The organism is Nocardiopsis protaetiae, from assembly GCF_045446735.1.
In the GTDB taxonomy this organism is placed as follows: domain Bacteria; phylum Actinomycetota; class Actinomycetes; order Streptosporangiales; family Streptosporangiaceae; genus Nocardiopsis; species Nocardiopsis protaetiae.
Window position 1 is genome coordinate 1 of sequence record NZ_JBJJBV010000072.1, and the last position, 24898, is coordinate 24898.

At 70.8% G+C, this 24898-nt stretch carries 20 protein-coding genes; 11 read left to right on the forward strand and 9 right to left on the reverse strand.

Annotated elements, in window-relative coordinates:
• The 5 genes from ACJOT3_RS13465 to ACJOT3_RS13485 all read right to left on the reverse strand — a co-directional run.
• Positions 1-573, reverse strand: a 573-nt coding sequence (locus ACJOT3_RS13465) for a transporter substrate-binding domain-containing protein (protein WP_406972508.1), incomplete at its 3' end; no start/stop codon positions are given.
• A gap of 137 nt (positions 574-710) precedes the next feature.
• Positions 711-2990, reverse strand: coding sequence for a SpoIIE family protein phosphatase (locus tag ACJOT3_RS13470; RefSeq protein WP_406972510.1), 2280 nt, complete (start codon positions 2988-2990; stop codon positions 711-713).
• 143 nt (positions 2991-3133) lie between these two features.
• A complete protein-coding gene (locus tag ACJOT3_RS13475) occupies positions 3134-3835 on the reverse strand; it encodes an iron-dependent transcriptional repressor DtxR (RefSeq protein WP_406972512.1) in 702 nt (233 codons plus the stop codon).
• A 264-nt stretch (positions 3836-4099) separates the two neighbouring features.
• Positions 4100-4753, reverse strand: coding sequence for a pyridoxamine 5'-phosphate oxidase (gene pdxH, locus ACJOT3_RS13480; protein ID WP_406972514.1), 654 nt, complete (start codon positions 4751-4753; stop codon positions 4100-4102).
• Between the two features lie 59 nt (positions 4754-4812).
• On the reverse strand, positions 4813-8295 hold the full coding sequence (locus tag ACJOT3_RS13485) for a hypothetical protein (RefSeq protein WP_406972516.1): 3483 nt from the start codon (positions 8293-8295) through the stop codon (positions 4813-4815).
• 231 nt (positions 8296-8526) lie between these two features.
• Here ACJOT3_RS13485 and serC point away from each other — a divergent pair, with 231 nt between their 5' ends.
• Both serC and ACJOT3_RS13495 read left to right on the forward strand, forming a co-directional pair.
• Entirely contained in the window at positions 8527-9648 is a 1122-nt protein-coding gene (gene serC / locus ACJOT3_RS13490) for a phosphoserine transaminase (RefSeq protein WP_406972518.1), read from the forward strand.
• A gap of 129 nt (positions 9649-9777) precedes the next feature.
• Positions 9778-10815, forward strand: a complete 1038-nt coding sequence (locus ACJOT3_RS13495; protein WP_406972520.1) for a glycerophosphodiester phosphodiesterase family protein — start codon at positions 9778-9780, stop codon at positions 10813-10815.
• Between the two features lie 112 nt (positions 10816-10927).
• On the opposite strand, the gene ACJOT3_RS13500 is transcribed toward ACJOT3_RS13495, so the two are convergent.
• Both ACJOT3_RS13500 and ACJOT3_RS13505 read right to left on the reverse strand, forming a co-directional pair.
• The gene (locus ACJOT3_RS13500) at positions 10928-11221 is read right to left on the reverse strand and encodes a hypothetical protein (protein ID WP_406972522.1); all 294 of its coding nucleotides are present in this window, start codon (positions 11219-11221) and stop codon (positions 10928-10930) included.
• Between the two features lie 385 nt (positions 11222-11606).
• Positions 11607-12695, reverse strand: a complete 1089-nt coding sequence (locus tag ACJOT3_RS13505) for a lytic transglycosylase domain-containing protein (protein WP_406972524.1) — start codon at positions 12693-12695, stop codon at positions 11607-11609.
• 360 nt (positions 12696-13055) lie between these two features.
• Here ACJOT3_RS13505 and ACJOT3_RS13510 point away from each other — a divergent pair, with 360 nt between their 5' ends.
• The 9 genes from ACJOT3_RS13510 to ACJOT3_RS13550 are packed head-to-tail and all read left to right on the forward strand — an operon-like array spanning position 13056 to position 22660.
• Complete coding sequence (locus ACJOT3_RS13510; protein ID WP_406972546.1) at positions 13056-13481, forward strand: DUF6668 family protein; 426 nt, start codon at positions 13056-13058, stop codon at positions 13479-13481.
• Between the two features lie 19 nt (positions 13482-13500).
• Positions 13501-13806 (forward strand): hypothetical protein, encoded by a 306-nt coding sequence (locus ACJOT3_RS13515; RefSeq protein ID WP_406972526.1) that lies wholly within the window; start codon positions 13501-13503, stop codon positions 13804-13806.
• A 19-nt stretch (positions 13807-13825) separates the two neighbouring features.
• A complete protein-coding gene (locus tag ACJOT3_RS13520; protein WP_406972528.1) occupies positions 13826-14575 on the forward strand; it encodes a DUF8175 domain-containg protein in 750 nt (249 codons plus the stop codon).
• 1 nt (position 14576) lies between these two features.
• Complete coding sequence (locus ACJOT3_RS13525; protein WP_406972530.1) at positions 14577-16085, forward strand: TrbL/VirB6 family protein; 1509 nt, start codon at positions 14577-14579, stop codon at positions 16083-16085.
• A gap of 4 nt (positions 16086-16089) precedes the next feature.
• Positions 16090-17577, forward strand: coding sequence for an SCO6880 family protein (locus ACJOT3_RS13530; RefSeq protein WP_406972532.1), 1488 nt, complete (start codon positions 16090-16092; stop codon positions 17575-17577).
• Positions 17574-19163, forward strand: a complete 1590-nt coding sequence (locus tag ACJOT3_RS13535; RefSeq protein WP_406972534.1) for a putative type IV secretion/conjugal transfer ATPase — start codon at positions 17574-17576, stop codon at positions 19161-19163. Before ACJOT3_RS13530 ends, ACJOT3_RS13535 begins: the two co-directional genes overlap by 4 nt.
• Positions 19160-20842: a type IV secretory system conjugative DNA transfer family protein gene (locus ACJOT3_RS13540; protein WP_406972536.1), complete on the forward strand. Its 1683-nt coding sequence runs from the start codon at positions 19160-19162 to the stop codon at positions 20840-20842. Before ACJOT3_RS13535 ends, ACJOT3_RS13540 begins: the two co-directional genes overlap by 4 nt.
• A gap of 44 nt (positions 20843-20886) precedes the next feature.
• Positions 20887-22212: a hypothetical protein gene (locus ACJOT3_RS13545; RefSeq protein WP_406972538.1), complete on the forward strand. Its 1326-nt coding sequence runs from the start codon at positions 20887-20889 to the stop codon at positions 22210-22212.
• A gap of 37 nt (positions 22213-22249) precedes the next feature.
• Positions 22250-22660 carry a DUF4913 domain-containing protein gene (locus ACJOT3_RS13550; RefSeq protein ID WP_406972540.1) on the forward strand — a complete coding sequence of 137 codons (411 nt, stop codon included), beginning with the start codon at positions 22250-22252 and terminating at the stop codon, positions 22658-22660.
• Between the two features lie 85 nt (positions 22661-22745).
• On the opposite strand, the gene ACJOT3_RS13555 is transcribed toward ACJOT3_RS13550, so the two are convergent.
• Together ACJOT3_RS13555 and ACJOT3_RS13560 are read right to left on the reverse strand one after the other, a co-directional pair.
• Positions 22746-24155: a hypothetical protein gene (locus ACJOT3_RS13555; protein WP_406972542.1), complete on the reverse strand. Its 1410-nt coding sequence runs from the start codon at positions 24153-24155 to the stop codon at positions 22746-22748.
• A 179-nt stretch (positions 24156-24334) separates the two neighbouring features.
• A complete protein-coding gene (locus ACJOT3_RS13560; protein ID WP_406972544.1) occupies positions 24335-24805 on the reverse strand; it encodes a MinD/ParA family ATP-binding protein in 471 nt (156 codons plus the stop codon).
• Positions 24806-24898: the final 93 nt, after the last annotated feature.

The window sequence follows — 24898 nt, forward strand, 5'->3', positions numbered from 1 at the left end:
GACCAGCGGCTCGGTCTGCGGGTCGACGGTGGCCAGCAGGGTCTCGTAGCTGGTGGTGCCGACCTGCGCGCCGATGGTCAGCTCGGCCAGGTCGGCGGTGGAGGCCGCCTCGGCGGCCTCGGAGCCGGCCAGCGCCACGACGGCCTGGCGGACGTCGTAGTAGGGGCTGGAGAAGTCGACGGCCTGTGCCCGCTCCTCGGTGATGGAGAACTGGTTGATGTCGAAGTCGAAGTCCTTGGGACCGGGCTGGATGGCGCTGTTGAACGGCACCGTCGTCCAGGTGACGTCCTCGGCGCTGTAGCCCAGTTCGAGGGCGACCGCGTAGGCGACGGCGCCTTCGAAGCCCTCGCCGTTGGCGGGGTCGTCGTCGGCGAACCACGGCGGGTAGGCCGGGCTGTCGGTGCCGATGGTGAGCACGCCCTCGGTGAGGGTGGGCAGGCCGCCGGGCGTGCACTCGACGGTGTTGTCACCGTCGGTTCCGGAGGCGGCGTCGTCGGCCGGGGCGCAGGCGGTGGCCAGCAGGACGGCCCCGGCGGCGAGGGCGCCGAACACGGGCAGGTGGCGGGAGGTCATCGGCTACTCCGCAGGAGAGATCGGGGGACGGGGAATGCCGTACAAATTACCTACCTGACCGGTGGTAAATCCAGGTCTTTTGCGTCACGGAACGCAGCGCGTCCGCCCGGTCACCGGTCGGACCCCGGGCCCCGCGCTCAGGCGGGGGGCTCGATCCCCTCGTCCTCCACCGGCGCGTGCATGGGCATCTCGAACCAGACCGCCTTGCCGTCCGGGGTCGGCCGCGATCCCCAGCGGGTCGCCAGCTGCTCCACCAGGTACAGGCCCCGGCCGCCCTCGTCGTCCGCGGCGGCGCTGCGGATGCGCGGCAGGCGCAGGTCGTGGTCGAAGACCTCCACCCACACCCGGGAGGCGCCCTTGCGCAGGCGGAGCAGGAACTCCTTGTCGTCGTCCTCGGCCACCGCCTCGTCGGCCTCGGCGACCTCGTCCAGCAGGTCGCTCCAGTCCTCGTCGAACTCGTCGAAGGAGCCGCCGCCCTCGAAGGGCGTCTCGGAGTCGCGCACCCCGTTGTCGGTGAACTCGCGGTGCACCGGGTGCGGGGTGGCGTGGATGACGACGTTGGTGACGATCTCCGAGACCAGCAGGCAGGCCAGCTCCGCCTGGTCCCGGTCCATCCCCCACTCCTTGAAGGTGTTGGCCGCCAGGTGGCGGGCCTCGCCCACGGTGGAGGCCTCGGAGGGGAACCAGCCCTCGCGCAGCGCGAGCTCGTCGGAGTCGGTGCGCACGACCAGCAGCGCGGTGTCGTCGTCGAGTTCGCCCGGAACGCTGTGCACCGCCGCCTCGGCGATCTGCTCCACGTCCTTGTCGGCGACCTCCGCGACCCGCTCGGTGAGCCTGCGGAACGCCCGTTCGGGGTCGCGGATTCCGCCCACGGGGGTGCGGTCGATCAGCCCGTCGGTGTACAGCAGCAGTGTGGCGCCGGTGGGCAGCCGCAGCTCCGCCGGGTGGTAGACCACGTCCTCGCCCGCGCCGCCCTTGACCCGGGTGCCGAGCATGCGGTCGTTGACCTCCAGCTCCAGGGCCTCGACGGAGTCCGAGGTGATGAGCAGCGGGGCGGCGTGCCCGGCGTTGGCGTAGGAGAGCTCGCGCGACCAGGCGTCGTAGACCATGTACAGGCAGCTGACGCTGGGGATCCAGGTGCCGCCCTCGTCGTCGGGGCGGCCCAGCCGGCGCACCCACTCGTCGAGCTCGCGCAGGATGTCGGCGGGTTCGCGGTCGGCCTGGGCGAAGGCCCGCAGGGCGGCGCGCAGCTGGCCCATGACGGCGGCGGCGTGCGGGCCGCGGCCCTCGACGTCGCCGATGACCAGGCCCACCCGGCCGGCCGAGAGCGGGATGACGTCGTAGAAGTCGCCGCCCACCTGGGTCTGGATGCCGTGCCCGTGCGCCTGGGTGGGCCCGGCGGGCAGGTAGCGGGAGGCGATGGTGAGCCCGTCCTGGGGCGGGAAGTGGTTGGGCAGCAGGCTGTTCTGGAAGGCCAGGGCGGTGCTGCGCTCCTCCTCGAACAGCCGGGCGTTGTCGATGGCCAGGGCGACCCGGGAGGCGATGGCGCCCACGAGGTCGCGGTCGAAGCCGCCGTAGGTGTTCTTCTGGCGCGGGGACAGCCCGGACAGGGCCAGGGTGAGCACCCCCAGGACCTCGCCGCGGGCGCGCAGCGGGGCGGCGATCGCGGAGGTGATGCCGACCTGCCGGGAGACCATGTCGGAGCGGGTGTTGGGGGAGTTCTCGAAGAGGTAGTCGCTGCTGACGACCGTCTCCAGGCGGCGCAGCGCCTGGGTCACGAAGTGGCGTTCGGGGTAGCGGACCTCGTCCCCGACGTCGAACCAGGTGCGGGCCGGGGGCGTCCACCCCTCGGCGTGCACCGAGACCCGTCTGACCAGCCGGTCGTGGTCGTAGAGGTCGATGAAACAGTGGTCGGCGAACTGGGGCACCAGGATGCCGGCGACCCCTCGCACGGTGGAGTCGAACTCCAGTGAGCTGGCCAGCCGGCTGCCGATCCGCTCCAGCAGGCCGTACTGCTCCTCGACCCGGCCGCTGCGCAGCGCCTCGCGGGCGATGAGCGTGATGCCGTCGATCTCGCCGTCGTCGTTGCGCATGGGCACGGCCTGGGCGCGGACGTGGATCCAGGTGGAGTCGCCCTTGAGGACCGCGAACGTGCCCTCCCAGGGCTCGCCGCGCAGGACGCGGCGGGCCAGCTGGGAGGCGTGTTCGCGGTCGGACTCGTGGATGCCGATGTCGAGCAGGGAGAGCCCGACGTAGTCGCGGCCGCCGACGAAGCCGAAGAGTTCGCGTGCGAAGGGGTTCCAGTAGCGCAGCAGGCTGAACCGGTCGATGACGACGATGGCGATCTGCGCGCGGTCCACGACGGCGGCCGTGGCGAGCGCGTCGCCTTCCCGGAAGGGCTCACCCCACCGTGTCATCTAGCCGCCACCTCGCCGTCATGAACTGCAAGCATGCCCGCCCCGGGTCACCCGAACGACCGCACCTTGCAGCGAGCGTAGCAACACCGTCAATGTTCTCGCAGCGCAATGTGACAATCCTGATGAGCAACGGGTCCCCGTCGTCACGGCTTGGCGACGAAGATGTGCCCGGCGATGGCCGCCGTGAGCTCGGTGCTCCCGCCGTCCTCGGCGAGGATCCGCACCCCGTCGTCGCCGGCGCGCAGCACGACCTCGTTCTCGGGCTGCACCCCCGCCTCGCGCAGGGTGCGCATGATGTCGGCGTCGGACTGGATCTGCTCGCTGATGCGGCGCACGGTGACGGCGGTGTCCGTCCCCGAGGCCACGTCGACCATCGGCACGATGGACTCGTCGGTGAAGGGCTCGGGCGAGTAGTCGTCCAGGCCCAGCTCGTCCAGCGCCGGGATCGGGTTGCCGTGGGGGCACACCGAGGGGGCGTTGAGCAGCGTCACCAGGCGCTCCTCCACGGCCTCGGAGATGACGTGCTCCCAGCGGCAGGCCTCGATGTGGACGTCCTCCCAGGGCAGCCCGATGACGTCGACGAGCAGCCGCTCCGCCAGCCGGTGCTTGCGCATGACGTGGGTGGCCAGCCTGCGCCCCTCGGCGGTCATGACCAGGTGCCGGTCGTTCTCGACCCGCAGCAGGCCGTCGCGCTCCATGCGGGCCACGGTCTGGCTGACGGTCGGGCCGCTCTGGTGCAGGCGCTCGGCGATCCGTGCCCGGAGGGGGACGATGCCCTCCTCTTCGAGCTCGAATACCGTCCGGAGGTACATCTCCGTGGTGTCGATCAGCCCGTGTGCGGTCAAGACTCCCCTCCCATGGCTCTGCGCCCGGCGCACGATCACGGCGGGCACGGCAGGTCTCTCACAACACAGGCCGGCGCGATGCGATTCCCGGGAGCCGAGTGGGGACCGGGGCGTCCGCACGACCGCGGGAGCGACCACCGAATACCGCAAGCATATCGTGACGGCAAGGACCCGAAATTCCGTACGCACCCGGGCGTCGGACCCGCACCGCTTCTCACCCCCGGGCCGGGGGCCGGGGGCCGGGCGGGTTCGGGGACCGCGGGCTCAGGGGGCCAGGCGGGTGATGTCCCAGGTGCCGTCGTCGGTGCGCAGGTAGCGGAAGCGGTCGTGCATGCGGTCGGCGCCGCCCTGCCAGAACTCGACCTCACTCGGGATCAGGCGGAAGCCGCCCCAGTAGGCGGGGCGGGGGATCTCGGCGTCGCCCGGCCAGACCGTCTCGAACTCGCGGTAGAGGCGGTCCAGGTCGTCGCGGTCGGCGACCGGCTGGGACTGGCGCTCGCTGGCCCAGGCGCCCAGGCGGGAGCCGCGCGGGCGGGACGCGAAGTAGCGGTCGTTCTCGGCGTCGCCCAGGCGCTCGACCCGGCCCGCGACGAGGACCTGGCGGCGGATGGGGTGCCAGGGGAAGACCACGCTCGCCCGCGGGTCGGCGGCCAGGGCGACACCCTTGCGCGAGGTGTAGTTGGTGAAGAAGCGCAGGCCCCGGCGGTCGTAGCCCTTCATCAGCACCGTACGGGCGCGCGGCATGCCGTCGGGCTCCGCGGAGGCCAGCACCATCGCGTTGGGCTCGGCCAGGCCCGACTCGTGGGCCTCCTCGAACCACACGTGGAACTGGGTCATGGGATGATCGGCGAGGTCGGCGCGGCGCAGGGGCGCCCCCACGTAGGGTTTGCGCAGCTCGGCGGGGTCTGTACGGTCCACAGGGGGCATCTTCTCTCGCCGGGGCCCGCCCGCGCCACCCGGCTGCGGCGACGCGCGCGTCACACGCAGCCGGGGCCGGGGTCGACCGTGGACGGGCTGATCCGCCCGCAGGCCGCCACCACGTGCTGGCGCGAGCCGTCCTCGCCGCGCGGCCCCACGACCACGAGCTGCACCATCCGGTCGTCGTACCAGTTGCCGCGGGCGGGTTCCCCGAACGCGATGTGCCCCGAGACCGCGGACAGCCCCGCCGTGTTCTGGATGCGCTCCACCAGGGCGTCGCGTTCGGCGTGGTAGGCGTCGTCGTCGCCCAGGAACGGCGGCGCGTCGCCGCCGGGCACCGGGTGGTCGATGCCGCGCAGCGCCCGGGAGAGCACGGTGACGGCGTCGGCCGCGACAGCGGCGTGGGCGATCGAGGGCAGGCCGCCGTCGGCGGCGTCGGCGCCCGCCGCGCCCGCCTCCGCGTCCCCGTCGCCGTACAGCTCCTCCACCAGTGCCTCGGCCTCGGCGTAGAACGCGCGCTCGCTGCCCTCGGTGTAGCGCCCCCAGGACCCGCTGGCGGCCAGCGGCGTGTAGAACACGGGGTACCCGTCGGCCCGGCCGATGGTCTCGGCGTGGTCGGTGACGAACTTGGCGATGTCGTCGCCGCCCAGCACGTCGATCCGGGCCTCCACGCACATGCCCTCCTCCTGGAGCTGGCGGTGGAAGTCGGCGAAGTCGGTGGAGCGCCCCGCGAAGTAGATGAGGTCGGGCGGCTCCTGGGCGCACACCCGCGCGAGGTGGTCGGCCTGCGACACCTCCCCGGCCCGGTAGGGCAGCACCCCGGGGACGACCGCGCTGGAGCCGTCGGCCATGCCCACGGCGGGCGGCTCCCGGCCGTCGGGGTCCTCCCAGGGCTCCCCGCCCAGGGCGCGGAACGCGGACATGAACCGCACCGCCAGGTGCGGCCCGTAGCTCTCCCCGCCCTGGTTGTTGGCGATGGCCACGGCGGTGCGCGCCGGGCCCAGGGTCGGCGTCCCCTCCCCCGCTGCCAGGCCCCCGCCGTCCCAGGCCGCCCCGTGGTAGGCCCAGGCGGCGGCCTGTTCGGCGATCCGGGAGTTGGCCGGGGCGAGCGGGAAGAAGTACTGGCCGTACTTGCCCGACGCCTCCAGGGCGATGTCGTCGAAGGTGGCGGTGGTGCCGACCACCGGGATGCGCGCGGCGCCCAGCACCCGGATGGCCTCGGTGGTGCCCTGGAGGCTCTGGCCGAACCCGAGGGCGGCGATGGGCCGGTCCATCCGGTCGCGGGTGCGCTCGGACCGGGCGACGACCATCCGGGCGGCGTCGGCGGCGTGCGACCAGCCCTGCCCGGTGCTGACCAGCATGATCTTGATGCGGGGCAGGGAGGCGTCGGCGGACGCGTTGTGCTCGGCCTGGCGGTGGGCGATGCCGAGCAGCTCCCCCTGCACCCCGGCGAGGTTGAGGTCGGAGGCGGCGGTGGTGCTGAGCGCGCCGAAGTAGGCGACGGTGACGTGCGGGGTGCCTCGCGGGGCGGCGTCCACGGCCGCGTTCTGGTCGCGGATGAGGCCGGTGGCCTCCCGCAGCCGCTCGTGGAAGACGAAGTCGCCGAAGGTGACGCCGTAGCAGTCCTTGCCGTCCTGTTCGATGCCGACCGGTTCCCACAGCCAGTTCTGGACGCACGGGTTGAACGGGGCCATGGCGCTGGGCCCGAGCCCCCAGGCGAGGGAGAGGACGAGCACGAGGGACAGGCCGGTGCCCGCGCTCCAGCGCCGGGCGAGCGCGGCGGCGGTGGGCACGGTCCGGTCGGCGGGGGTGCCCGCGGCGGGGTCGGCGGGCACCCCGGGGACGGCCAGCCGCAGGGTGCGGGTGACGCCCAGGACCCCGGCGGCGTGGCGGGCGCGCCGCCACAGGGACACCTCCTCCTGGCGGACGGTGGTCTCGGTGCCGGGCAGCGAGGGGTAGCGGGCGACGTCGACGGCCGGGGAGACCAGGGAGGCGGTGCCGGGCCCGCGGACCTGGACGATGAGCAGGGGGTCGGGCAGGGTGCGGCGCACCCGCTCGTCCTCGATGAGGCGGACGAGGTAGCGGCCGACCCGGTCGAGGCGGTCCTGGTCGACCAGCAGGACGGGGCGCAGGGCCCGGCCCCGGCGCGGCCGCAGCGGCCGGTGGACGCCGCCGTGGGTGTCGGCGAGGTCGTCCAGCAGGGCGTTGACGGCGAGCCGGTGGACGGCGGGCAGGGGCTCGTATTCGCGGGGGGCCTCGGCGGACACCGGGCGGGGTGCGGTGGCGGCGGCCGGGGGCTCCCGCCGTTCGCGTTCGGGCAGCCGCAGCAGGTGCTCCCACCAGGCACGGGGTTCGGCGGGGTCCGCGTCGGAGGCCGGGCCGGGGGCCGGCTCCGGGTCGGCGGCCTCGGTCTGGTGCAGGCGGCCCTCCCGGCCGGCCTCGCCCTTGAGCAGGTTGAGGACGTGGATGCCGCGGTCGCGGTGCCCCCGCAGGCCGGTCCTCTCCTCGTAGTCGGCGTGGTCGTCGAGCCACCGGTAGGCGCGCCAGGGCAGGACGAGGAACGGCGCCAGGGAGGCGTAGACGATGAGCAGCAGGACCGCTGCGGACCCGGCGATCCAGTTGTTGACGCCCTGGAGGGTCTGGCCGAACAGGGTGTCCGGCCCCAGCCCGCCCAGGGCGGTGGCCAGGCCGAACGCGCCCAACAGCGGCGGGGCCAGGACGCCCAGCACGCCGATGACGAAGGAGACCGGGGTGAGCAGCACCGCGTCCAGGCGGCCGAAGGTGATGCGGGTGCTCAGCCCGGCGATGCGGATGGCGCTCTCCCGGGCGATCCGCAGGTAGGCGGCGAGCCAGCGCGGGACGGGCCGGTGGCGGCTCTCGCGGCGGGAGGCCGAGCGGAGCCGGCCCAGGGCGGCGACCACGTGGATCTGGGTGCGGCGGTCGGTGTCGAGTTCGAGGGTGCCGCGCCCGGCGACGCTGCCGCTCATGCCCTCGTGGATGGCCGCGCGGTCGCAGGCGCGCAGGCGCAGCAGGGAGCGCAGGCGGGCGAACCGGGGCGGGGGCGGGGCGGTGCGGCTGCCCTCGGGTGCGGGGAAGGCGTCGTCGGCGGCGTCCAGGAGGCGTTCGACGAGGTCGTAGAGCTCGTCGGTGGTGGCCCAGGGCTCCCCGCCGGTGTCCTTGGTGAGGGCCGGGGACGCGGCCGCGCCCGGGGCGGGCAGGCGCAGCGGCGGCTGGTTGCCGCAGCGTTCGGCGAGGGCGTCCAGCAGGGCCGTGCGGTCGGCCGGGTCGTCCAGGACCAGGTCGAGGGCGGGCGGGGGTTCGGCGAGGTCGCCGCGCTGCACGTCGCCGTGCACGCGGACCCGGCGGCGGCGGGCGGCCCGCCGCTCCATCCGGGCCGACCGTCCGACGTGCGCCCGGCCGGGGCGCTCGCGCAGGGCGTCGAAGACCGCGAGCGGGCGCCGGACCGCGTCGGCGTCCCCGTCCGCGGCCGCGGTGCGCTCGGGCGCCTCCGGGGAGGTCGTGGCTCCGGTGGTCTCGGACACGCGCGGGCACCTCGTCATGATCGTGGTCTGTCGGTCTCGGCTCCCCCCGAAGCGACCTCATTAGACAGCAAAGGCCACCTGCATTTCACGCAATTAGACCTAATTGTCACTGTCCTCAATCGGCCGCCACCGGGGGATTGTGACGCGGCGATCCCTTCTCACGTATTTTCACGTGCACGAATAACACCCCTGACCGGCGGCGTCGGGGTCCCCACCACTACCCTGGGGACCGTGACCGAGATCCAGATTCCCGCGAACCTCCTGCCCTCCGACGGCCGATTCGGCAGCGGCCCCTCCAAAGTCCGCCCGGCCCAGCTGGAGGCGCTGGCCTCCTCCGGCTCCCGATACCTGGGGACCTCGCACCGGCAGAAGCCCGTGAAGTCCCTGGTCTCCCGGGTGCGCACCGGGGTCGCCGACCTGTTCTCCCTGCCCGAGGGGTACGAGGTCGTGCTCGGCAACGGCGGCACCACCGCCTTCTGGGACATCGCCGCCCACGGCCTGCTGCGCGAGAAGTCCCAGCACCTGGCGTTCGGCGAGTTCTCCGGCAAGTTCGCGAAGGTCGCCAAGGGCGCCCCCTGGCTGGCGGAGCCGACCGTCATCACCACCGAGCCCGGCACCCACGGCGAGGCCGTCGCCGAGGCCGGGGTGGACGCCTACGCGCTCACCCACAACGAGACCTCCACCGGTGTGGCCGCGCCCATCGCGCGGGTGGCCGGGGCCGACGAGGACGCCCTGGTGCTGGTCGACGCCACCAGCGGCGCCGGCGGCCTGCCGGTCGACATCGCCCAGACGGACGTCTACTACTTCGCCCCGCAGAAGAGCTTCGCGGCCGACGGCGGCCTGTGGCTGGCCGTCATGTCGCCCAGGGCGCTGGCCCGGGCCGAGGAGATCGCGGCGGGCGGCCGGTACGTCCCCGAGTTCTTCTCGCTGCCCACCGCCATCGACAACTCCCGCAAGGACCAGACCTACAACACCCCGGCCGTGGCCACCCTGCTGCTCCTGGCCGAGCAGTTGGAGTGGATCAACGGCCAGGGCGGCCTGGACTGGTCCGTGGGCCGCACCGCCGAGTCCTCCTCGGTCCTGTACACCTGGGCCGAGAAGTCCCCGGTCGCGACGCCGTTCGTCACCGACCCGGCCAAGCGCTCCCAGGTCGTGGCGACCATCGACTTCAGCGACGACGTGGACGCCGCGGCCGTCGCCGAGGTGCTGCGCGCCAACGGGGTCGTGGACACCGAGCCGTACCGCAAGCTGGGCCGCAACCAGCTGCGCGTGGCGACGTTCCCCGCGGTCGAGCCCGCCGACGTGCAGGCCCTGACCGCGTGCATCGACTACGTGCTCACCCGGCTGTCCTGAGCCGTTCGGGCACCGTCCCGGTCCCGGCCGCCGCGCGGTCGAATGACGGGGCAGAATGGAGGTCGGTCCGCTTCCCGCGGGCCGACCTCCTCTTTTTCTCCTTTTCCGGACTTCCAGGACGGGTCGACTGTGCGCAGGAACAAGTTGGATTCCCCCATCAAGATCATCTCCCACCGGGGTGCGTCGGGGCACCGGCCCGAGCACACCCTGGCCTCCTACGAACTGGGCGCCCGGCACGGCGGCGACTTCATCGAAATGGACCTGGTCGCCACCAAGGACGGCCGGCTGATCTGCCGGCACGAATCGGAGATCGGCGAGACCACCGACGTCGCCGACCGCCCGGAGTTCGCCGACCGGCGCACCACCCGGACCATCGACGGCCGGGAGATCACCGGGTTCTTCGCCCAGGACTTCACCCTGGAGGAGATCAAGACGCTGCGCGCCAGGGAACGCCTCCAGGACGTGCGCACGATGAACGCGCTGATGGACGGGACCTACGAGATCCCGACCCTGGAGGAGGTCATCGAGCTGGCGTTCTCCCTCACCGCGGAGCTCAAGCGGCCGATCGGGATCTACCCCGAGACCAAGCACCCCGCCTACCACGTGTCCCAGGACCTGGACCTGGAGCCGCCGCTGATCGCGGCGCTCAAGGAGGCCGGGCTGACCGGGCCGGAGCCGCGGGTGCCGGTGTTCCTCCAGTCGTTCGAGGCCGAGAGCCTGCGCAAGCTCGCCGAGACGGAGCTGCCGCTGGTGTTCCTGCTGGGCACCGAGGAGCACTGGCGGCACTACACGACGCCGGACGGGCTGGCCGAGGTGGCGGCGTTCGCGCACGCGATCGGCCCGGCCAAGTCGCTGATCGCGCCGGTCGGCGAGGACGGGGACTTCACCGAGCCGACCTCGCTGGTGGACGACGCGCACGAGGCGGGGCTGCTGGTGCACCCGTACACGTTCCGCAGCGAGAACCACTTCCTGCCGCCGGCGCTGCGCTCGGACGGCGACGCGGGCGAGTACGGCTCGTTCGCCGCGGAGTACGAGCTGTTCTTCGAGCTGGGCGTGGACGGGGTGTTCACGGACTTCTCCCGGCACGCCTTCCTGGTCCGGGAGCACTTCCTGGACACCGAGCAGGCCGCCCAGAACGGCCAGGGCGGCCCCAAGAAGGGTTCCTGACCCGCCGCCGCGCGCAAACGGCCCGGACGCGGGGACCGTCCGGGCCCCTCGCCGTATGACGGGTCGGTGCGTGATGACGGGTGAGGCGCGGTCGCCCCGCTCGTGGTGCCCGTCAGGTGTTCGCGGTGCGGTCGGAGACCGGCCCGGCGATGGACCGGTAGGTGGCCGGAAGGTTCTCCCGCCGGTGCGTCCAGCGCGTCGACTGCTTCCAGCGCTTGTGGTCGGCCAGGGCATGTCCAACGGTGGTCCGATCCGCCGAACGCGCGTGGCGGTGGTGCTTCCACTGCCCGTGGAACCCGGGCAGAGCGCTCCGGTCCGGCTTGCGCGGGGGAGTCAGGGCCTGATGCGGGTGGTCCTCAAGGGCCGTCTCCCAGGGGTGAGCCGGATCCGGGACGAAGGCACGCATCACTTCCTCGGAAACGGGGGAATGAATTCCAGCGAATTCGAGGCCCCCGCACCGTCCCGGTGGTCCCGGGCGCCACAAGAATGACTGTGGCGCAAAACGACCACGGGCCGCTGGTCGGCGGAAGTGCCCGACTCCCGGCGAGCCGAGCGGTACGGGTGGTCCCGTTCCGGCACAGGAACGCCCCGCAGGTTCGCATACGGCGGCTCCGGAAAACCTGCAATCCCGGCACGGCCCGGTCCGGCCGGGACACCCATGTGCGGGAAACCACTCCAGATCCGTGCCCGATCGACCTCCGAAAGGTCACGGACGCCGGCGGCCACCGCAACAGGCGGTGAATGAATCTCGGACTCCACGCAGGCCTCCTTTTCTCGCCGATGAGACCGGTTTACTGCATATCACCGGAACCCGCCGCGAGATGGATGTGGTCCACGTGGTCCTGGGTGAGGTCCCCTGTGTTCTGGTGGAAGCGCCGCACCGAGAGCCAGGTTCCGACGGGATCCCTCTTGGAATTCCAGATGTGATGGTCGTAGATCAGCCCCTTGACCCCGAGTTCTGCATGGTTCTTGATGACGTAGTCGATGACCAGCAGGGCCATGGCATGGTTCTCCGCCGTAGGGACACCCCCCAGTGGGGCCATCATGTAGTCGATGGCCTTTCCCTCACCGTGGTCGCTGCCGGCTTCCACCCGGAATCCTCCGGCGGAAAGGTAGAAGGAACCGAACTTCTCGTTCAAGTGCTCATGGACGGAGCACATGACCGGGTCCAGACTTCCGAGGTTGGCGCAGGGGACCATCTCTCCGCCGCCGACCTGGCTACCGTCCGGCCTGACGTGCAGGGAGTCATAGTGGTTCTTGCGCTCCATGACGTCGTTCACGTATGCGCCGGAATTGTTGTAGCCCCTGATGGCCTTACGCATTTTCTCATCGGTCGTGAGGTCGTTTCCGCCGCTCCTGCACAAATGCGCTACGGCCGCAGCCGCCGCGTCGAAGATATTGTGCGGATCCTTCTCGCCGTTGTCGTCCCCGTCCTGCCCGTACTGCTCCCACGAGCTCGGGATGAACTGCATCGGGCCGACGGCGCGGTCGTACTCTTCATCCCCGTCCATCTCGCCTTCATCCGTGTCCTTGATCTCGGCTTTATCGCCGCTACCGTCGAGCTTTTCACCGATGATCGGGGGGCGGATGTTGCCTTCGTCGTCGGCCTCGGCGCCCTTGTACGTCCCGTGCTTGCTCTCCACGTAACCGATACCGGCCACCAGGGACCAGGTCATCCCCTCACAACCGGGTGCGAAATCTTCGACGTTGGACGCGGCCGCGACGTAGGCGAACAGGACGACATCCGGGATACCTGGAACGGAGTCCGGGAACGCCTCAAGCGATCCGTTCGCTTCTTCGGTGATCACGCTGACCAACAGCAGGACCAGGACCAGGATGAAAGCGATCAGGGCCAGGGGTATATAAAGCAGCGTCTTCACCTGGGCGGACTCCCCGGAAACTCTCTCCGGATCGCCTTTCCGCGTTTCTCTTCACAGCGCACGGGCGACCCTTTCGTGATTGCGTACACGCCCCGAATGTAGTATCTCTAGGCGCCGTAACCCAGGATCACGCCCATCGAGGAAAGCGGGCCCGCCTTGTCCGAACCCTATAATCCCTGGACAACGCCTGCTCAGGACGATACGGAAGCGGCTAGGAACGCCGCTGCCCGCGAATCCGGCCAGGCGGATGATACTCATACCACAGCCACCGGACCGTCTTTCCCCCACCCCGGCGTCCAAGCTCCGGAAGGGGCGGGCCTCCCACTCCGCGTGTTCCCGCATAATGCCAGCGTGTGGTGGGTGGGAGCACATGGAGGGGCAGGCGAGAGCACTTTCGCCAAGCTGCTTCCCGGGTCGGCTGAGAGCCATCACACATGGCCGCAACCGGCCACTCCTCTACCCGACGGAATTCCCGTGGTGCTAACGGCCAGAACCAGCCTCTCCGGCTTGGAGTCCGCCCGGAGCGCCCTCACCCAATGGGCGTCGGGTGCCGTTCCCGGAGTTCACCTCCTGGGACTTGCCCTGGTGTCCGATGCACCCGGTAAGCTTCCGAAACCCCTGAAGGACTTCGCGCATCTAGTAGGAGGGGGAGCCCCCCGAACCTGGCGCGTCCCCTGGATGGAACAATGGCGGACCGACCCGCCCACCGCCCCGGATCCCCGTGGCATGCCCGCTGAACTGCGAAAACTCATAAAAAGCGTGCAAGCCCTGATCCAGAAAAGCTAGAGAAAAGACCCGAGACCCGATGAACGAAGCAGTTGTCCTCGCCGCTGACGCAACGTCCCTCCTCCAGCCCCTAGCGCTCGGCATCGACGAGGTCACCAGCCAGGCCCCTCCCGGCCTGGACGGCGGCTTCCTCACCATCCTGGGATGGGCCAAGTGGGTCGCCCTGGCGGTCTGCGTCCTCGGCCTCATCGTCGCCGGCGCCGTGATGGCCATCCAGTCCCGACGGGGCGAGGGCGGCGAGCACATGAGCAAGATCGGCATGGTCCTCGCCGGCGTCATCGTCATCTCCGGCGCGACGAGCCTCGTCTCGTTCCTGGTGAGCTGATCACGGAGAGACTTCGACGATGAGCGACGAGAACCCCTTCGGCAAGCCCTCCTTCATCTTCTCCGCCGGCTTTCTCGCCGCCCTCGTGGTCTCCGGTGTCCTGGTCGCCGTGTGGCCCGACGACGCGGAAGAGGCGGGTACGGACCCGGGGTCCGCGTCCGCCTCCACCACCCCCGGGGCGACCCCCGTCCCGGAGGAGGCCCCGGCCGCCCCGGACGGCCAGGCCAGCGTGTGCGGGCTGGAGGCGCACACGACCGAACACGACGTGCTCCTCCCTCTGCTCGACACCACCTGGACCTCGATCGACGGGATGCGTGCCCCGCAGACGGCGGAGCACGGCCCGGGGGTCGTCGAGGACGGCGGGGCCCGCTACTGCTATGCGCGCACCCCGGAGGGCGCGGTGCTCGCCACCGCCAACTTCCTGGCCCTGGCCAACAGCGGGTCGGGCCGGATGGACTCCCAGTGGGAGCGGCTCATCGCCCCCGGCCCGGGACGGGGGGCTTTCATCGCGGAGACGGAGTCATCGGCGGGCTCGGAGGAGGGTCCCGGCGGACAGATCGTCGCCGCCAAGGTCGTCTCCTACACCGAGGACGAAGCCCGTATCAGCATCGCCCTGATGGCGCCCGACTCCGTGTACGCGAGCATGACCTTCGACCTCATGTGGGTGGAGGGGGACTGGAAGATCCTGGTCGGCGAGAACGGCGAGAACGACCCCCTCTTCACCGTCCTCGAGGATCTGAGCGGCTACACACCCTGGGCGGCGATCTGACATGTGCGGGATCAACATCAAATGTCATTTCGACAATGCGGTGACGAGCATCATGGATGACATCAAGAAGGAATTCGAGGAAGCGGTCGGAGACGTCATCAAGACGATGCTGACGTTCTGGATCGAGAGCCCTACCCGGGAACTGTCCTCCGGTGACGCCTCCGCCGCCAGTGGCATCACCTCCCCCGGCGGAACCACGGCCCAGGTGAGCGAACTCCTCGGCTATGTCACCTGGATCGGCTTAGGTGTCGCCGTCCTGTCCCTGATGATCCTCGGGGCGACCCTGGCCCTGGCCAGGTCGAGGGGCGAGGGCGGTCAGTACCTCAACAAGATGACCCTGGTCATCGGATCCGTGGCCCTCATCGGCGGTGCCTCGTCGCTCATTTCGATGCTGATCGGGGCCATGGGCGGCACCTCGGCGGGCGGCGCGGCCGGATTCCTGCAGAGCCGGTTGATGTTCTACGTCGGGGTCGCCGCGATCATCTCGGTGATCGTCGGCGGAGTGAAGATGGCCTGGGAGCAGCGCGCCCAACCCGGGAAGGAACTGCTCAAATCCCTCCTGACCCTGGTCGTGGTCTCGGCGACCTGCGTGACCTTCGTCAACATCCTCATCGGCCTGGGCGACGAGTTCTCGGTGTGGATCCTGGCAGAGGGCTACGGCGAGTCCGATCTCGGCGAGCTGGCCACGAAGTTCCTCGGCCTCATGGGCCTCCATACGTATTTCGGGGGCGGCGGGCTCATCATGGTCCTCGTTCTCGGGCTGGTCATCATCATCATCGGCCTGATCCAGATGGTGCTGATGATGATCCGCGACGGCATGCTCATACTTCTGACCGGTGTGCTGCCTCTGACCGCCGCGTTCACCAACACGGAGATGGGCAGGTCCTGGTTCCAGAAGGCCATCTCCTGGCTCGTCGCCTTCCTGCTCTACAAGCCCGTGGCGGCGATCATCTACGCCCTCGCGTTCGTGCTCCTCCAAAAGCCCGAAGGAGATGCGGGTCTGCAGGACGTGATGCTGGGCATCACCATGCTCGCCCTGGCCCTGTTCGCCCTCCCCGCCCTGATGAAGTTCGTGACCCCCATGGTCGGCGCGACCGCGGGCAGCGGTGGCGGGGCCTCCGATGCCGTGACCTCGGCCCTCCCCTCCGGTTCGGCGGGCGGTGGCGGAGGCGGCGGAGGCGGGGGCTCCTCCGGTGGAGGTGCCTCGGGCGGCGCCTCCGGCGGGGGTGCCACGGGCGCCTCCAACACCAGCGGCGCCAAACCCGGCGCTGCCGCGGGCGGTGGCGCGGCCGGGGGCGGTGCCGGTGGCGGTGCGGCCGTGGGAGGCGGCGGAGGCGGCGCCATGGCCGGAGCCGGCAGCAGCGCGGGCTCGGCCGCGATGAAGAGCAACCCCAAGACCGCCGCCATCTACGCGGCCGCCAAGGCCGTCAAGGCGGTCGGCGATGCCAGCAAGAGGGCGGTCGACGAAACCGCTTCCGGAGGCGATGGGCCCAGTGGTAGCCGTAAATGACGACATGACCCGTACCGTGCGCACGTACGGGAACTGGCGGGTCCCCGCATCCGCGGGTCTCATGGGTCTGGGCACCCTCGGCACGGTGTTCCTCCTCGGGAGCCTGGTGATCATCGTCTTCGTGGTGATGATCGCCGGGCTCCTCCGGGGCGCCATCGCCGGTGCGGTCCTGGGCATCGTCCTCCTCGCCGTGCTCACCAAGGACAAACACGGCAAAAGCACCATGTCGAAGATGGGAGTACGGATGCTCTGGTGGAAGGCGCGCTCCCTGGGCGCCCACCTCTACCGTTCCGGCCCGCTGGGCCGGGTGCCCTGGGGCCGCTACCAACTTCCGGGGATCGCCGCCCCGCTGCGGCTGAGCGAACAGCAGGACTCCTACGGCCGCCCGTTCGCCCTGCTGCACCTGCCCTCCAACGGCAACCACTTCTCCGTCGTCGTCGCGACCGAGCCGGACGGTGCCGCGCTGGTGGACATCGAGCAGGTCGACTCCTGGGTGGCGGAGTGGGGCCACTGGCTCGCCAACCTGGGGGACGAACCCGACCTGGTCGCCGCGTCGGTGACCGTCGAGACCTCCCCGGACACCGGGACCCGGCTGCACCGCGAGGTCGTCGGGCAGATCGACGAGCAGTCACCCGTGTTCGCCCGGCAGGTGCTGCTGGAGACCGTGGACGCCTACCCGCACGGTTCCTCCCTGGTCCGGGCCTACGTGGCCCTGACCTTCTCCCCCGGACGCGACAAGAAGATCACCCCCGAGGAGATGGGCCGGGACCTCGCCGCCCGCCTCCCCGGCCTCACCCAGGGCCTGACCTCGACGGGGGCCGGCGCCGCCCGGCCGCTGCCCGCGCAGGAGCTGTGCGAGGTCATCCGCGTCGCCTACGACCCGGCCGCGGCGCTCCTCATCGACGAGGCGCACGCGGCGGGCGAGGTGCCCGAGATCGAGTGGACGGACGTGGGCCCCACCGCCCACCAGGCGGGCTGGGACAAGATCCGGCACGACAGCGCCCTGTCCATCTCCTGGACCATGACGGCCGCGCCGCGCGGCAACGTGCAGTCGAGCATCCTGACCCGGCTGCTCGCCCCCCACCCCGACATCGCGCGCAAGCGCGTCACCCTGCTGTACCGGCCGCTGGACCCGGCGAAGGCGGCCGGTGTGGTGGAGGCGGACCTGCGGGCCGCCGAGTTCCGGGCGACCTCCAGCGCCAAGCCGACGGCGCGCGACATGCTGGCGACCCGCTCCGCCCGGGCCACGGCCACCGAGGAGGCCGCGGGGGCCGGTCTGGTGAACTTCGGCATGGTCGTCACCGCCACCGTCGAGGACCTGGACAAGGAGGCGGACGCGCGGGCCGCGATCGCCAACCTGTCGGCGGCGTCCCGGCTGCGGCTGCGGCCCGCCTACGGGGCGCAGGACTCCACCTTCGCCGCAGGCCTCCCGCTGGGCATCGTCCTGCCCATGCACCTGAGGATTCCCGTGGAGATCAGGGAGCAGATGTGAGCCGGAAACGACGCAAGGGGGACAAGGACCGCTTCCGCAGTCGGCCCAAGGCCGTCGAGGTGCCCGAGGTACGGCCCAAGCGGCCGGGCCCGCGCGGCTGGACCTCCTACGGCGCGGGCGAGTCCACCATCGTGGAGATGGCCCCGGAGTGGCGCGGCACGACCGTGCAGGTGTGCGGGCTGTGGCCGTTCTCGGTCGGCAGCGGCACGCCGATGGTCGGCGTGCCGATCGGGCGCAACATCATGACGGGGGCGACGCTGTGCTGCGACCCCATCTCGTGGTTCCAGCGGGCCAACCTGATCTCGAACCCGTCGATGTTCGTGCTGGGCAAGCCCGGCCTGGGCAAGTCGACCATCACCCGGCGGATGGCGACCGGCCTGTCCGGCTACGGTGTGCAGCCGTTCATCCTGGGCGACCTCAAGCCCGACTACGTCGACCTGGTGGAGGCCCTGGGCGGCCAGGTCATCAGCCTCGGCCGCGGCCAGGGCCACCTCAACGTCCTCGACCCGGGGCAGGCGAGCGAGGAGCTGCACCGGCTGCCCGCCGATGCCCGGACCAAGCTGATGGCGGACGTCCACGGCCGTCGGCTGACGATGGTCACCGCCCTGCTCACCATCATGCGGTCGGCCCCGGTGAGCGACCGCGAGGAGACGATCCTCGACCGCGCGCTGAAGGTGCTGGACGAGCGCCACGAGGGCACACCGGTGCTCAGCGATCTCCTCAAGTGCATCCAGGACGCCCCCGACGCCGTTCGTCAGGTCGCCCTGGACCGCGGGAGTCTGACCCGCTACCAGGAGGTCACCGACCACCTGGAGGCATCGCTGATCGGCCTGGTGGGCGGCGGGCGGCTGGGAGAGACCTTCTCCAGGCCGACCACCACCCCGATGAAGCGCGACCGGCCCGTCGTCTTCGACGTGTCCGGCATCGACGACACCGAGATGGATCTACAGGCGGCCGTGTTGCTGGCGTGCTGGTCGACCGGGTTCGCGACCATCAACCTCTCCCACGCCCTGGCGGACGCGGGACTGGAGCCGCGGCGGCACTACTTCGTCATCCTGGACGAGCTGTGGCGGGCCCTGCGCGCCGGCCACGGGATGGTCGACCGCGTCGACGCCCTGACCCGCCTCAACCGCCAGCGGGGCGTGGGCATGGCGATGATCTCGCACACCATGAGCGACCTCATGTCGCTGCCGAGCGAGGAGGACCGCAACAAGGCCAAGGGGTTCGTGGAGCGCTCGGGCATGGTGGTGTGCGGCGGTCTGCCCCGCGCCGAGATGCCGATGCTGTCCTCCGTCATCCCCTTCTCCCTCGCGGAACAGGAGATGCTCGGCTCCTGGCAGGACCCCCCGGCCTGGGACTCCCACGCGGGTACCGAGAGCGCGCCCCCCGGCCGCGGCAAGTTCCTCGTCAAGGTCGGCGGCCGCCCCGGTATCCCGGTGCAGGTGCAGCTGACCGAGGCCGAGAAATCCATCAACGACACCAACAAGCTCTGGCACACCGTCTCCCGGACCGGCACGGTCACCGGGGGCGGGGCGGCCGGTGAGAGCTCCGGAGCCGAGGGCCCGGTCGAGGAGAGCACAGGATGAGCAGAGCCCGAAAGACCCCGACCGGGATGAACACCGAAGCGGTGCTCATCTGGGTCCTCATCGCCACCGTGCTGCTGGTGCTGGGCACCGTGTGGGTGGCGGTGCGCGTCGGCGGCGGCGAGGCCGCGGCCAACCCGTTCGATGTCCTGTTCGGGGTGCTGGGCGGCAGGATCACGTGGGGGATGTCCCACACGGTCGTCCTGGTCGGGGAGTGGATCCTGATCGTCCTGGTGTTCACCCTCGTCCTGCTGCTGCGCCGGAGCTCGCGCGCGCGGGTGGACTCCTCCGCCGCCCACATGGGCCGCGGGGACGACCTGGAGCGGCTGTCGGAGAAGGGCGCCCGGGCCAAGGCCGAGCGGCTCGGTGTGCAGGGCTCCCCGGGGGTGCCCATCGGGCGCTCCGTCCGGGACGGCCGCATGCTGTACGGCTCCTGGGAGGACATGCACGTCGACATCTGGGGTCCCCGTACCGGTAAGACGACCTCGCGGGCGATCCCGGCCATCCTGGAGGCGCCCGGCGCCGTCCTGGTGACCAGTAACAAGCGGGACGTGGTCGACGCCACCCGCGGGGTGCGCCAGAACTCCGGGCCGGTGTGGGTCTTCGACCCCCAGGCCATCGCCCTGGAGAAGCCCGAGTGGTGGTGGAACCCGCTGTCCTATGTCACCGACGAGGTGAAGGCGGCCCGGCTCGCGGGCCACTTCGTCGCGGGGTCGCGTGACGCGGATGCCAAGACCGACGCGTTCTTCGACGGCGCGGCCCAGGACCTGCTGGCGGGCCTGCTGCTCGCCGCGGCGCTGGACCGCCGGTCGATCCTCCAGGTGTACACCTGGCTCACCCGCCCGCACGACGACGAGGCCGTGGGCATCCTCTCCCGCCACGGGTACAGCCTGGTGGCGGACAACGTCTCCGGTGTGGTCAATTCTCCCGAGAAACAGCGCGGCGGCGTGTACGGGACCGCGATGCAGATGGTGTCGTGCCTGATGAGCAGGCAGATCGCCCCGTGGATCTCCCCGCAGGAGGGTGAGGGCGGAGAGGCCCGCCCGCACTTCGACCCGCGCGAGTTCGTGGCCGCGGGCGGCACGCTGTACTCCCTGTCCAAGGAGGGCAAGGGGAGCGCCGGTCCGCTGGTGACCGCCCTGACCGTCGCGGTGGTCGAGGCGGCGGAGGAGCTGGCGACCACCCAGCGGGGCGGACGGCTGGGCACACCGCTGCTGGGGGTGCTCGACGAGGCGGCGAACGTGTGCCGCTGGAACGACCTCCCGGCCCTGTACTCCCACTACGGCTCCCGCGGCATCATCCTCATGACGATCCTTCAGTCCTGGTCCCAGGGCGTGGACGTGTGGGGACAGAGCGGCATGCGCAAGCTCTGGTCGGCCTCCAACATCAAGATGTACGGCGGCGGTGTCTCCGAGGTGGAGTTCCTCAACGAGCTCTCCCAGCTCATCGGCGACCACGAGGTCGAGCGTGCCTCGGTCTCGGGGGGCAAGCAGGGGCGGTCCGTCTCCTGGCAGGTGGACAGGCAACGGACCATGGAGGTCTCCGACCTCGGCTCCATGCCGCCGGGCAGGGCCGTGGTGATCGCCTCCGGCACCCCGCCGACCCTGGTGGAGACGGTGCCGTGGATGTCGGGCAAGCACAAGGAGAAGGTGCTCTCCTCCCTCAAGACCTACGAGCCCTGATCGGCTCTGACTCCCTGACCTTTCACGACGAACGAGGACCGATCATGCCCGAAGAACGCTCATACCCCTCCCTCTGGAAACACGGGGCCGCTCTGGCCGCCGTGGTCATGCTCGCCACCGCCTGCGGCGGCGACGGCGGAGAGGGCGGCGGCGAGGGCGGGGACACCGCCGGGGACACCGTGAGCCAGGAGCCCCTGGCCGGAGAGGGATTCCTCGCCATGGACTGCGGAATGGGCGTCATCAACGCCTACCGCTTCTCCGACCAGGACGGCAGCCTCCTGGCCCAGCACTCCTACAACCCCACCAACACCACCGCCACCGAGGAACCCCGGCAGGGCAGCGCACGGGCCCCCGAAGGCGAGTTCACCACCACCCTCCCCAACTGCGACATCATGGAGTACCAGGCCACCGAGAGACGCTTCCCCGCGAGCCGCAACCTGCCCCACCAGCTGTCCGGGTTGTTCATCCCCGAGACCTCGCAACTACTCGTCACCCTCGACGAGCAGGTCAACGGCGCCCAGATCACCACCATCGGTGCCATGTCCTCCGACGGAACGGTGGAAGCCCTCCTGCCCGCCAACGGAGGCTCCGGCTTCAGCGACACCCTCGGCCAGTACTCACCCCGCTACAACCACAACGACGGCCGCGTCTACTACCTGGAGAAGGTCCCCGGCGGCGAAGAGGGAACGGTCAAGAGCCTCGACCCGGCCAGCGGAGACGTCCAGGAGATCGGCCCCTGCACCAAGTGCGACCGCGTCATCCTCGACCCTCACAGCGGCCACGTCTTCACCAGCACTTTCAACGAGTTCACTTCGGAAGAACTGGAGAACGAGAGCGGTTCCAGCTCGCACACTGATTTCGTCAGGTACTTCTCCAATCAGGAGGGGACCCTGGTCGGCCATATGTTCCCCTCAGGCACTATGGCGACCATCTGGGCGCGCAAGTGGTCCCCCGACTCCGAACCCAAGCTCTCGGCGGCGGGCTCCGACAACGTCAGCGAGGACGACGGCTGGGGCTACCTGGACAGTTTCTACGACGGGGACATCAGCAACCACTTCCTCGGGAGGAGCCCCGTGACGATCGTCGGGGACAACGAGCTGATGATGGACGACAACCTCTTCTCTATCCTGACCATCGACCCGGAGACCCTGAAGCCGAGTAAGGGCCCCGTCCGCAGCATCATCCAGGGCGGCGACCGGACCAACACCACCCCGGTCCTGTCCTCCGACGGCACCAAGGTCCTGTTCCGGTCCACCGCCCAGGACGGCTCCAGCGGCTGGTACTCCGTGCCCGTCGACGGCGGCGCTGAGCCCACCGAGATCGGCGCCGTCGCCCCCGAGTACAGCGCGGTCTTCCCGATTTACTGGTGACGACCACCGGCACCGGGACAAGGAAAGGATCGGAGGCATGGCCGGTAACGAGGACTGGCTGAACGAATTGAACGACTACGCCAACAGCGGCGGCGAAGCCGGCGATCCGGAAGAACTCCACTACAGGAACGCGGTCGACTTCTTCGAGAACTACTTCCGCCACGTCTACAAGCGCCGGGTGGGGGTCCGCAACCAGTACCGCTGGTCCGCGCGCTGGTGGGAGAACGCCGAGGCGCTCATCCGCGTCGACGCCATCTGGCGGTCGTGGGAGAGCCTGCGCAACGACCCCTCCACGGGCATCAGCACCTGGCTGCGCGACCACGCGGACTACCACATGGGCATCCTCCTCTCCCCCGACGGCCCCATGGCCACGGCGGAGGACGCCAACGGGCACGGTGAACCCCTCCCGCACGACTCACCGCCTCCGGGGTACTTCCCCGAGTACTGACACATCCGGGCCCGTGGCCCGGGCCCGTACACGCGGAACGCCCGGTCGGTTCGTCCGACCGGGCGTTCCGCGTGTACGGGGACCCTCATCGGCCGCCCATGCCTCCGTCCTGCTGGGGACCTTGGCTCCGGTGGCTCCACTGCCCGCCCCTGGCAGGGGCCGAGTCCTGAGGTCCGGGGGCCGCCCCGGGTCCGGGCCGCGCCTGGCCCGTGGTCTGGTTGAGCAGGTTGCGGCTGTCCGTCGCCGCCGCGGGCTCCGGCCGCCCCTGGCCCTGATCGGTCTCGGCGGGGGTGGCGGGCGCGTCCGTCCGGCCGTTCTCGGCGGTGGCCTCGGGGGCGCCCTGGGGGCGCTCCTCCGCCGGAGCGGTCCCGGTCGCCTCCGGGGCGGAGCCCTCCGGTCCGTCGCGCTCGGCCGCCTCCTCGCGGCCCGGATCCGGGTCCGCCCCGGGGTTCGCCGACGCCTCCTCCCCGGGTCCCTCTGCCTCCCTGTCCTCCTCGGTCTCGGGGGCGGAGGGCTCCGAGGTCTCCTGCTCCGCGGTCTCGGAGGGTGCGCGGTCGTCCTCTCCGGCCTCGGTCTCAGGGCTCTGCGCCGTCTGCTCGGCCTCGGTGGATTCGCGCTCGGTGTCGGTCTCTGCCTCGGAGCGCTCGGCGGTCTCGTCCCGCTCGGACTCCGCCTCCGCCTCAGAACTCTCAGCGGCCTCTTCGCGGTCCTCCTCGGCCTCCCGGTCCTCCTCGGTCTCCGCCTCAGAACTCTCAGCGGCCTCTTCGCGGTCCTCCTCGGCCTCCCGGTCCTCCTCGGTCTCCGCTTCAGAGCGCTCGGCGGACTCCTCCTGGGCTTCCCGCTCGGCTTCCGCCTTCTCCTCGGTCCCGCTCTCCGCCTCGGGGGATTCGGCGTCGGCCTCGCGTTCGGACTCCTCCTCCGCCTCGCGGCGGGGAGTGTCCCCCTCCTGCTCGGCCGCGTTCTCGTCCCGCTCCCGCTCCTCCGCGCCCCGCGGCGGAAGACCCAGCCGTTCGCGCAGGTAGTCGATCTCCTGCGACATCCGCTGGAGTTCCTGGCGAAGCTCCTCCAGACCGCGCTGCTCCTCGAAGGTACGCGGGACCAGCTCGGCGAACCCCTGGGCCATGCCCTGGTTGCCCACCGCCTGGTACGGGGACTGCGGGCCGAAGATCTGCACGGTCTCGTTCAGGTTCACACCGGTCTGCTGCCGGTACCGCCGGTTCAGCAGCCAACCGGCCAGGCGTGCCCGCAGGCTGCCGCCGCGCTGGCGCTGGATCGCCATCGACGCGTCCGCGATCTTGGCGGGGGTGGCGTCACGCCACCAGGACGCCCGGCCGACCCCGGCGAACTTCCTGTGGTCCGCGCGCCGCTGGGCACGGCGCTCCCTCCTCGTCTGGGGGCGCACCCGGTCGGGAGCCTGGTTCGTCCGCGGAAGGTCCCGGAACCGGTCCATGACATGGCGGTTCGCCGCCCGACCGAAGGTCTGGGCGATGCGCATCTGAAGGTGGATGGCCTGGAGGAGGGCCTCCTGGGCCCCATCCGATCTCTGATCTATCTCCACCCTGGACCTCTACTCTTCCTCGTAGGGGGTTGACGGGGGCGGGGTGCCTCCTCGGGCCGCCCCGGACACCATGAGCGCTCCGCCGACACGGGCGGGCGGAGCGCTCAGAGCACGGTTCACACACCCGACCTCTGCATGCGCGCGAGCCCTTCCACGCTCAGCAGCGCCACATGGGAGCACGCGTTGCGCGTGGACTCGTGCAGTTCCTGGAAACGGATGACCCTTCCCCACGCGAGGTGTTCGTCGAAGGGGATCCGGACGACGGCCCTCACCATCCCGTTGAAATGGGATTCGAGGGCGTCGATCTCAGGGGACGACGCGGATTTCCGGTCGACCTTGGAAATGACGACGATGGCACCGGCTATGAGATTCGCATAACCGTTCCTGTGCAGCCATTCGAAGGTCGACTCCGCGGCCCGTGCCGCATCGGAGGCGGGTTCGAGAACGACCACGACCTGGTCGGCGAGGTCCAGCACGCGCCGCATTCCCGGATTCCCCATTCCGGTGCCGCAATCGTTGAGGACGATGTCGTACTGATCTTTGATGTGTGGGTTGACAGCCGAGCGAGCTGGGAAAACCCTGGCCATGGAGCTTCCCCTCTCCTCTCCCCGCACTCCTGCCGAGTACGAGAAACGACGCCTGGTCGCCGCGGAGCTGTTCGACCAGGGCGAGCTGTCCCA

What these genes read in the sequence shown, in the direction of transcription:
- ACJOT3_RS13470 (WP_406972510.1), bottom strand. Translation starts at nt 2,990, where the DNA reads ATGACACGGTGGGGTGAGCCCTTCCGGGAAGGCGACGCGCTCGCCACG.
- ACJOT3_RS13500 (WP_406972522.1), bottom strand. Translation starts at nt 11,221, where the DNA reads ATGCGTGCCTTCGTCCCGGATCCGGCTCACCCCTGGGAGACGGCCCTT.
- ACJOT3_RS13515 (WP_406972526.1), top strand. Translation starts at nt 13,501, where the DNA reads ATGAACGAAGCAGTTGTCCTCGCCGCTGACGCAACGTCCCTCCTCCAG.
- ACJOT3_RS13520 (WP_406972528.1), top strand. Translation starts at nt 13,826, where the DNA reads ATGAGCGACGAGAACCCCTTCGGCAAGCCCTCCTTCATCTTCTCCGCC.
- ACJOT3_RS13525 (WP_406972530.1), top strand. Translation starts at nt 14,577, where the DNA reads ATGTGCGGGATCAACATCAAATGTCATTTCGACAATGCGGTGACGAGC.
- ACJOT3_RS13530 (WP_406972532.1), top strand. Translation starts at nt 16,090, where the DNA reads ATGACCCGTACCGTGCGCACGTACGGGAACTGGCGGGTCCCCGCATCC.
- ACJOT3_RS13540 (WP_406972536.1), top strand. Translation starts at nt 19,160, where the DNA reads ATGAGCAGAGCCCGAAAGACCCCGACCGGGATGAACACCGAAGCGGTG.
- ACJOT3_RS13545 (WP_406972538.1), top strand. Translation starts at nt 20,887, where the DNA reads ATGCCCGAAGAACGCTCATACCCCTCCCTCTGGAAACACGGGGCCGCT.
- ACJOT3_RS13550 (WP_406972540.1), top strand. Translation starts at nt 22,250, where the DNA reads ATGGCCGGTAACGAGGACTGGCTGAACGAATTGAACGACTACGCCAAC.
- ACJOT3_RS13555 (WP_406972542.1), bottom strand. Translation starts at nt 24,155, where the DNA reads ATGCGCATCGCCCAGACCTTCGGTCGGGCGGCGAACCGCCATGTCATG.
- ACJOT3_RS13560 (WP_406972544.1), bottom strand. Translation starts at nt 24,805, where the DNA reads ATGGCCAGGGTTTTCCCAGCTCGCTCGGCTGTCAACCCACACATCAAA.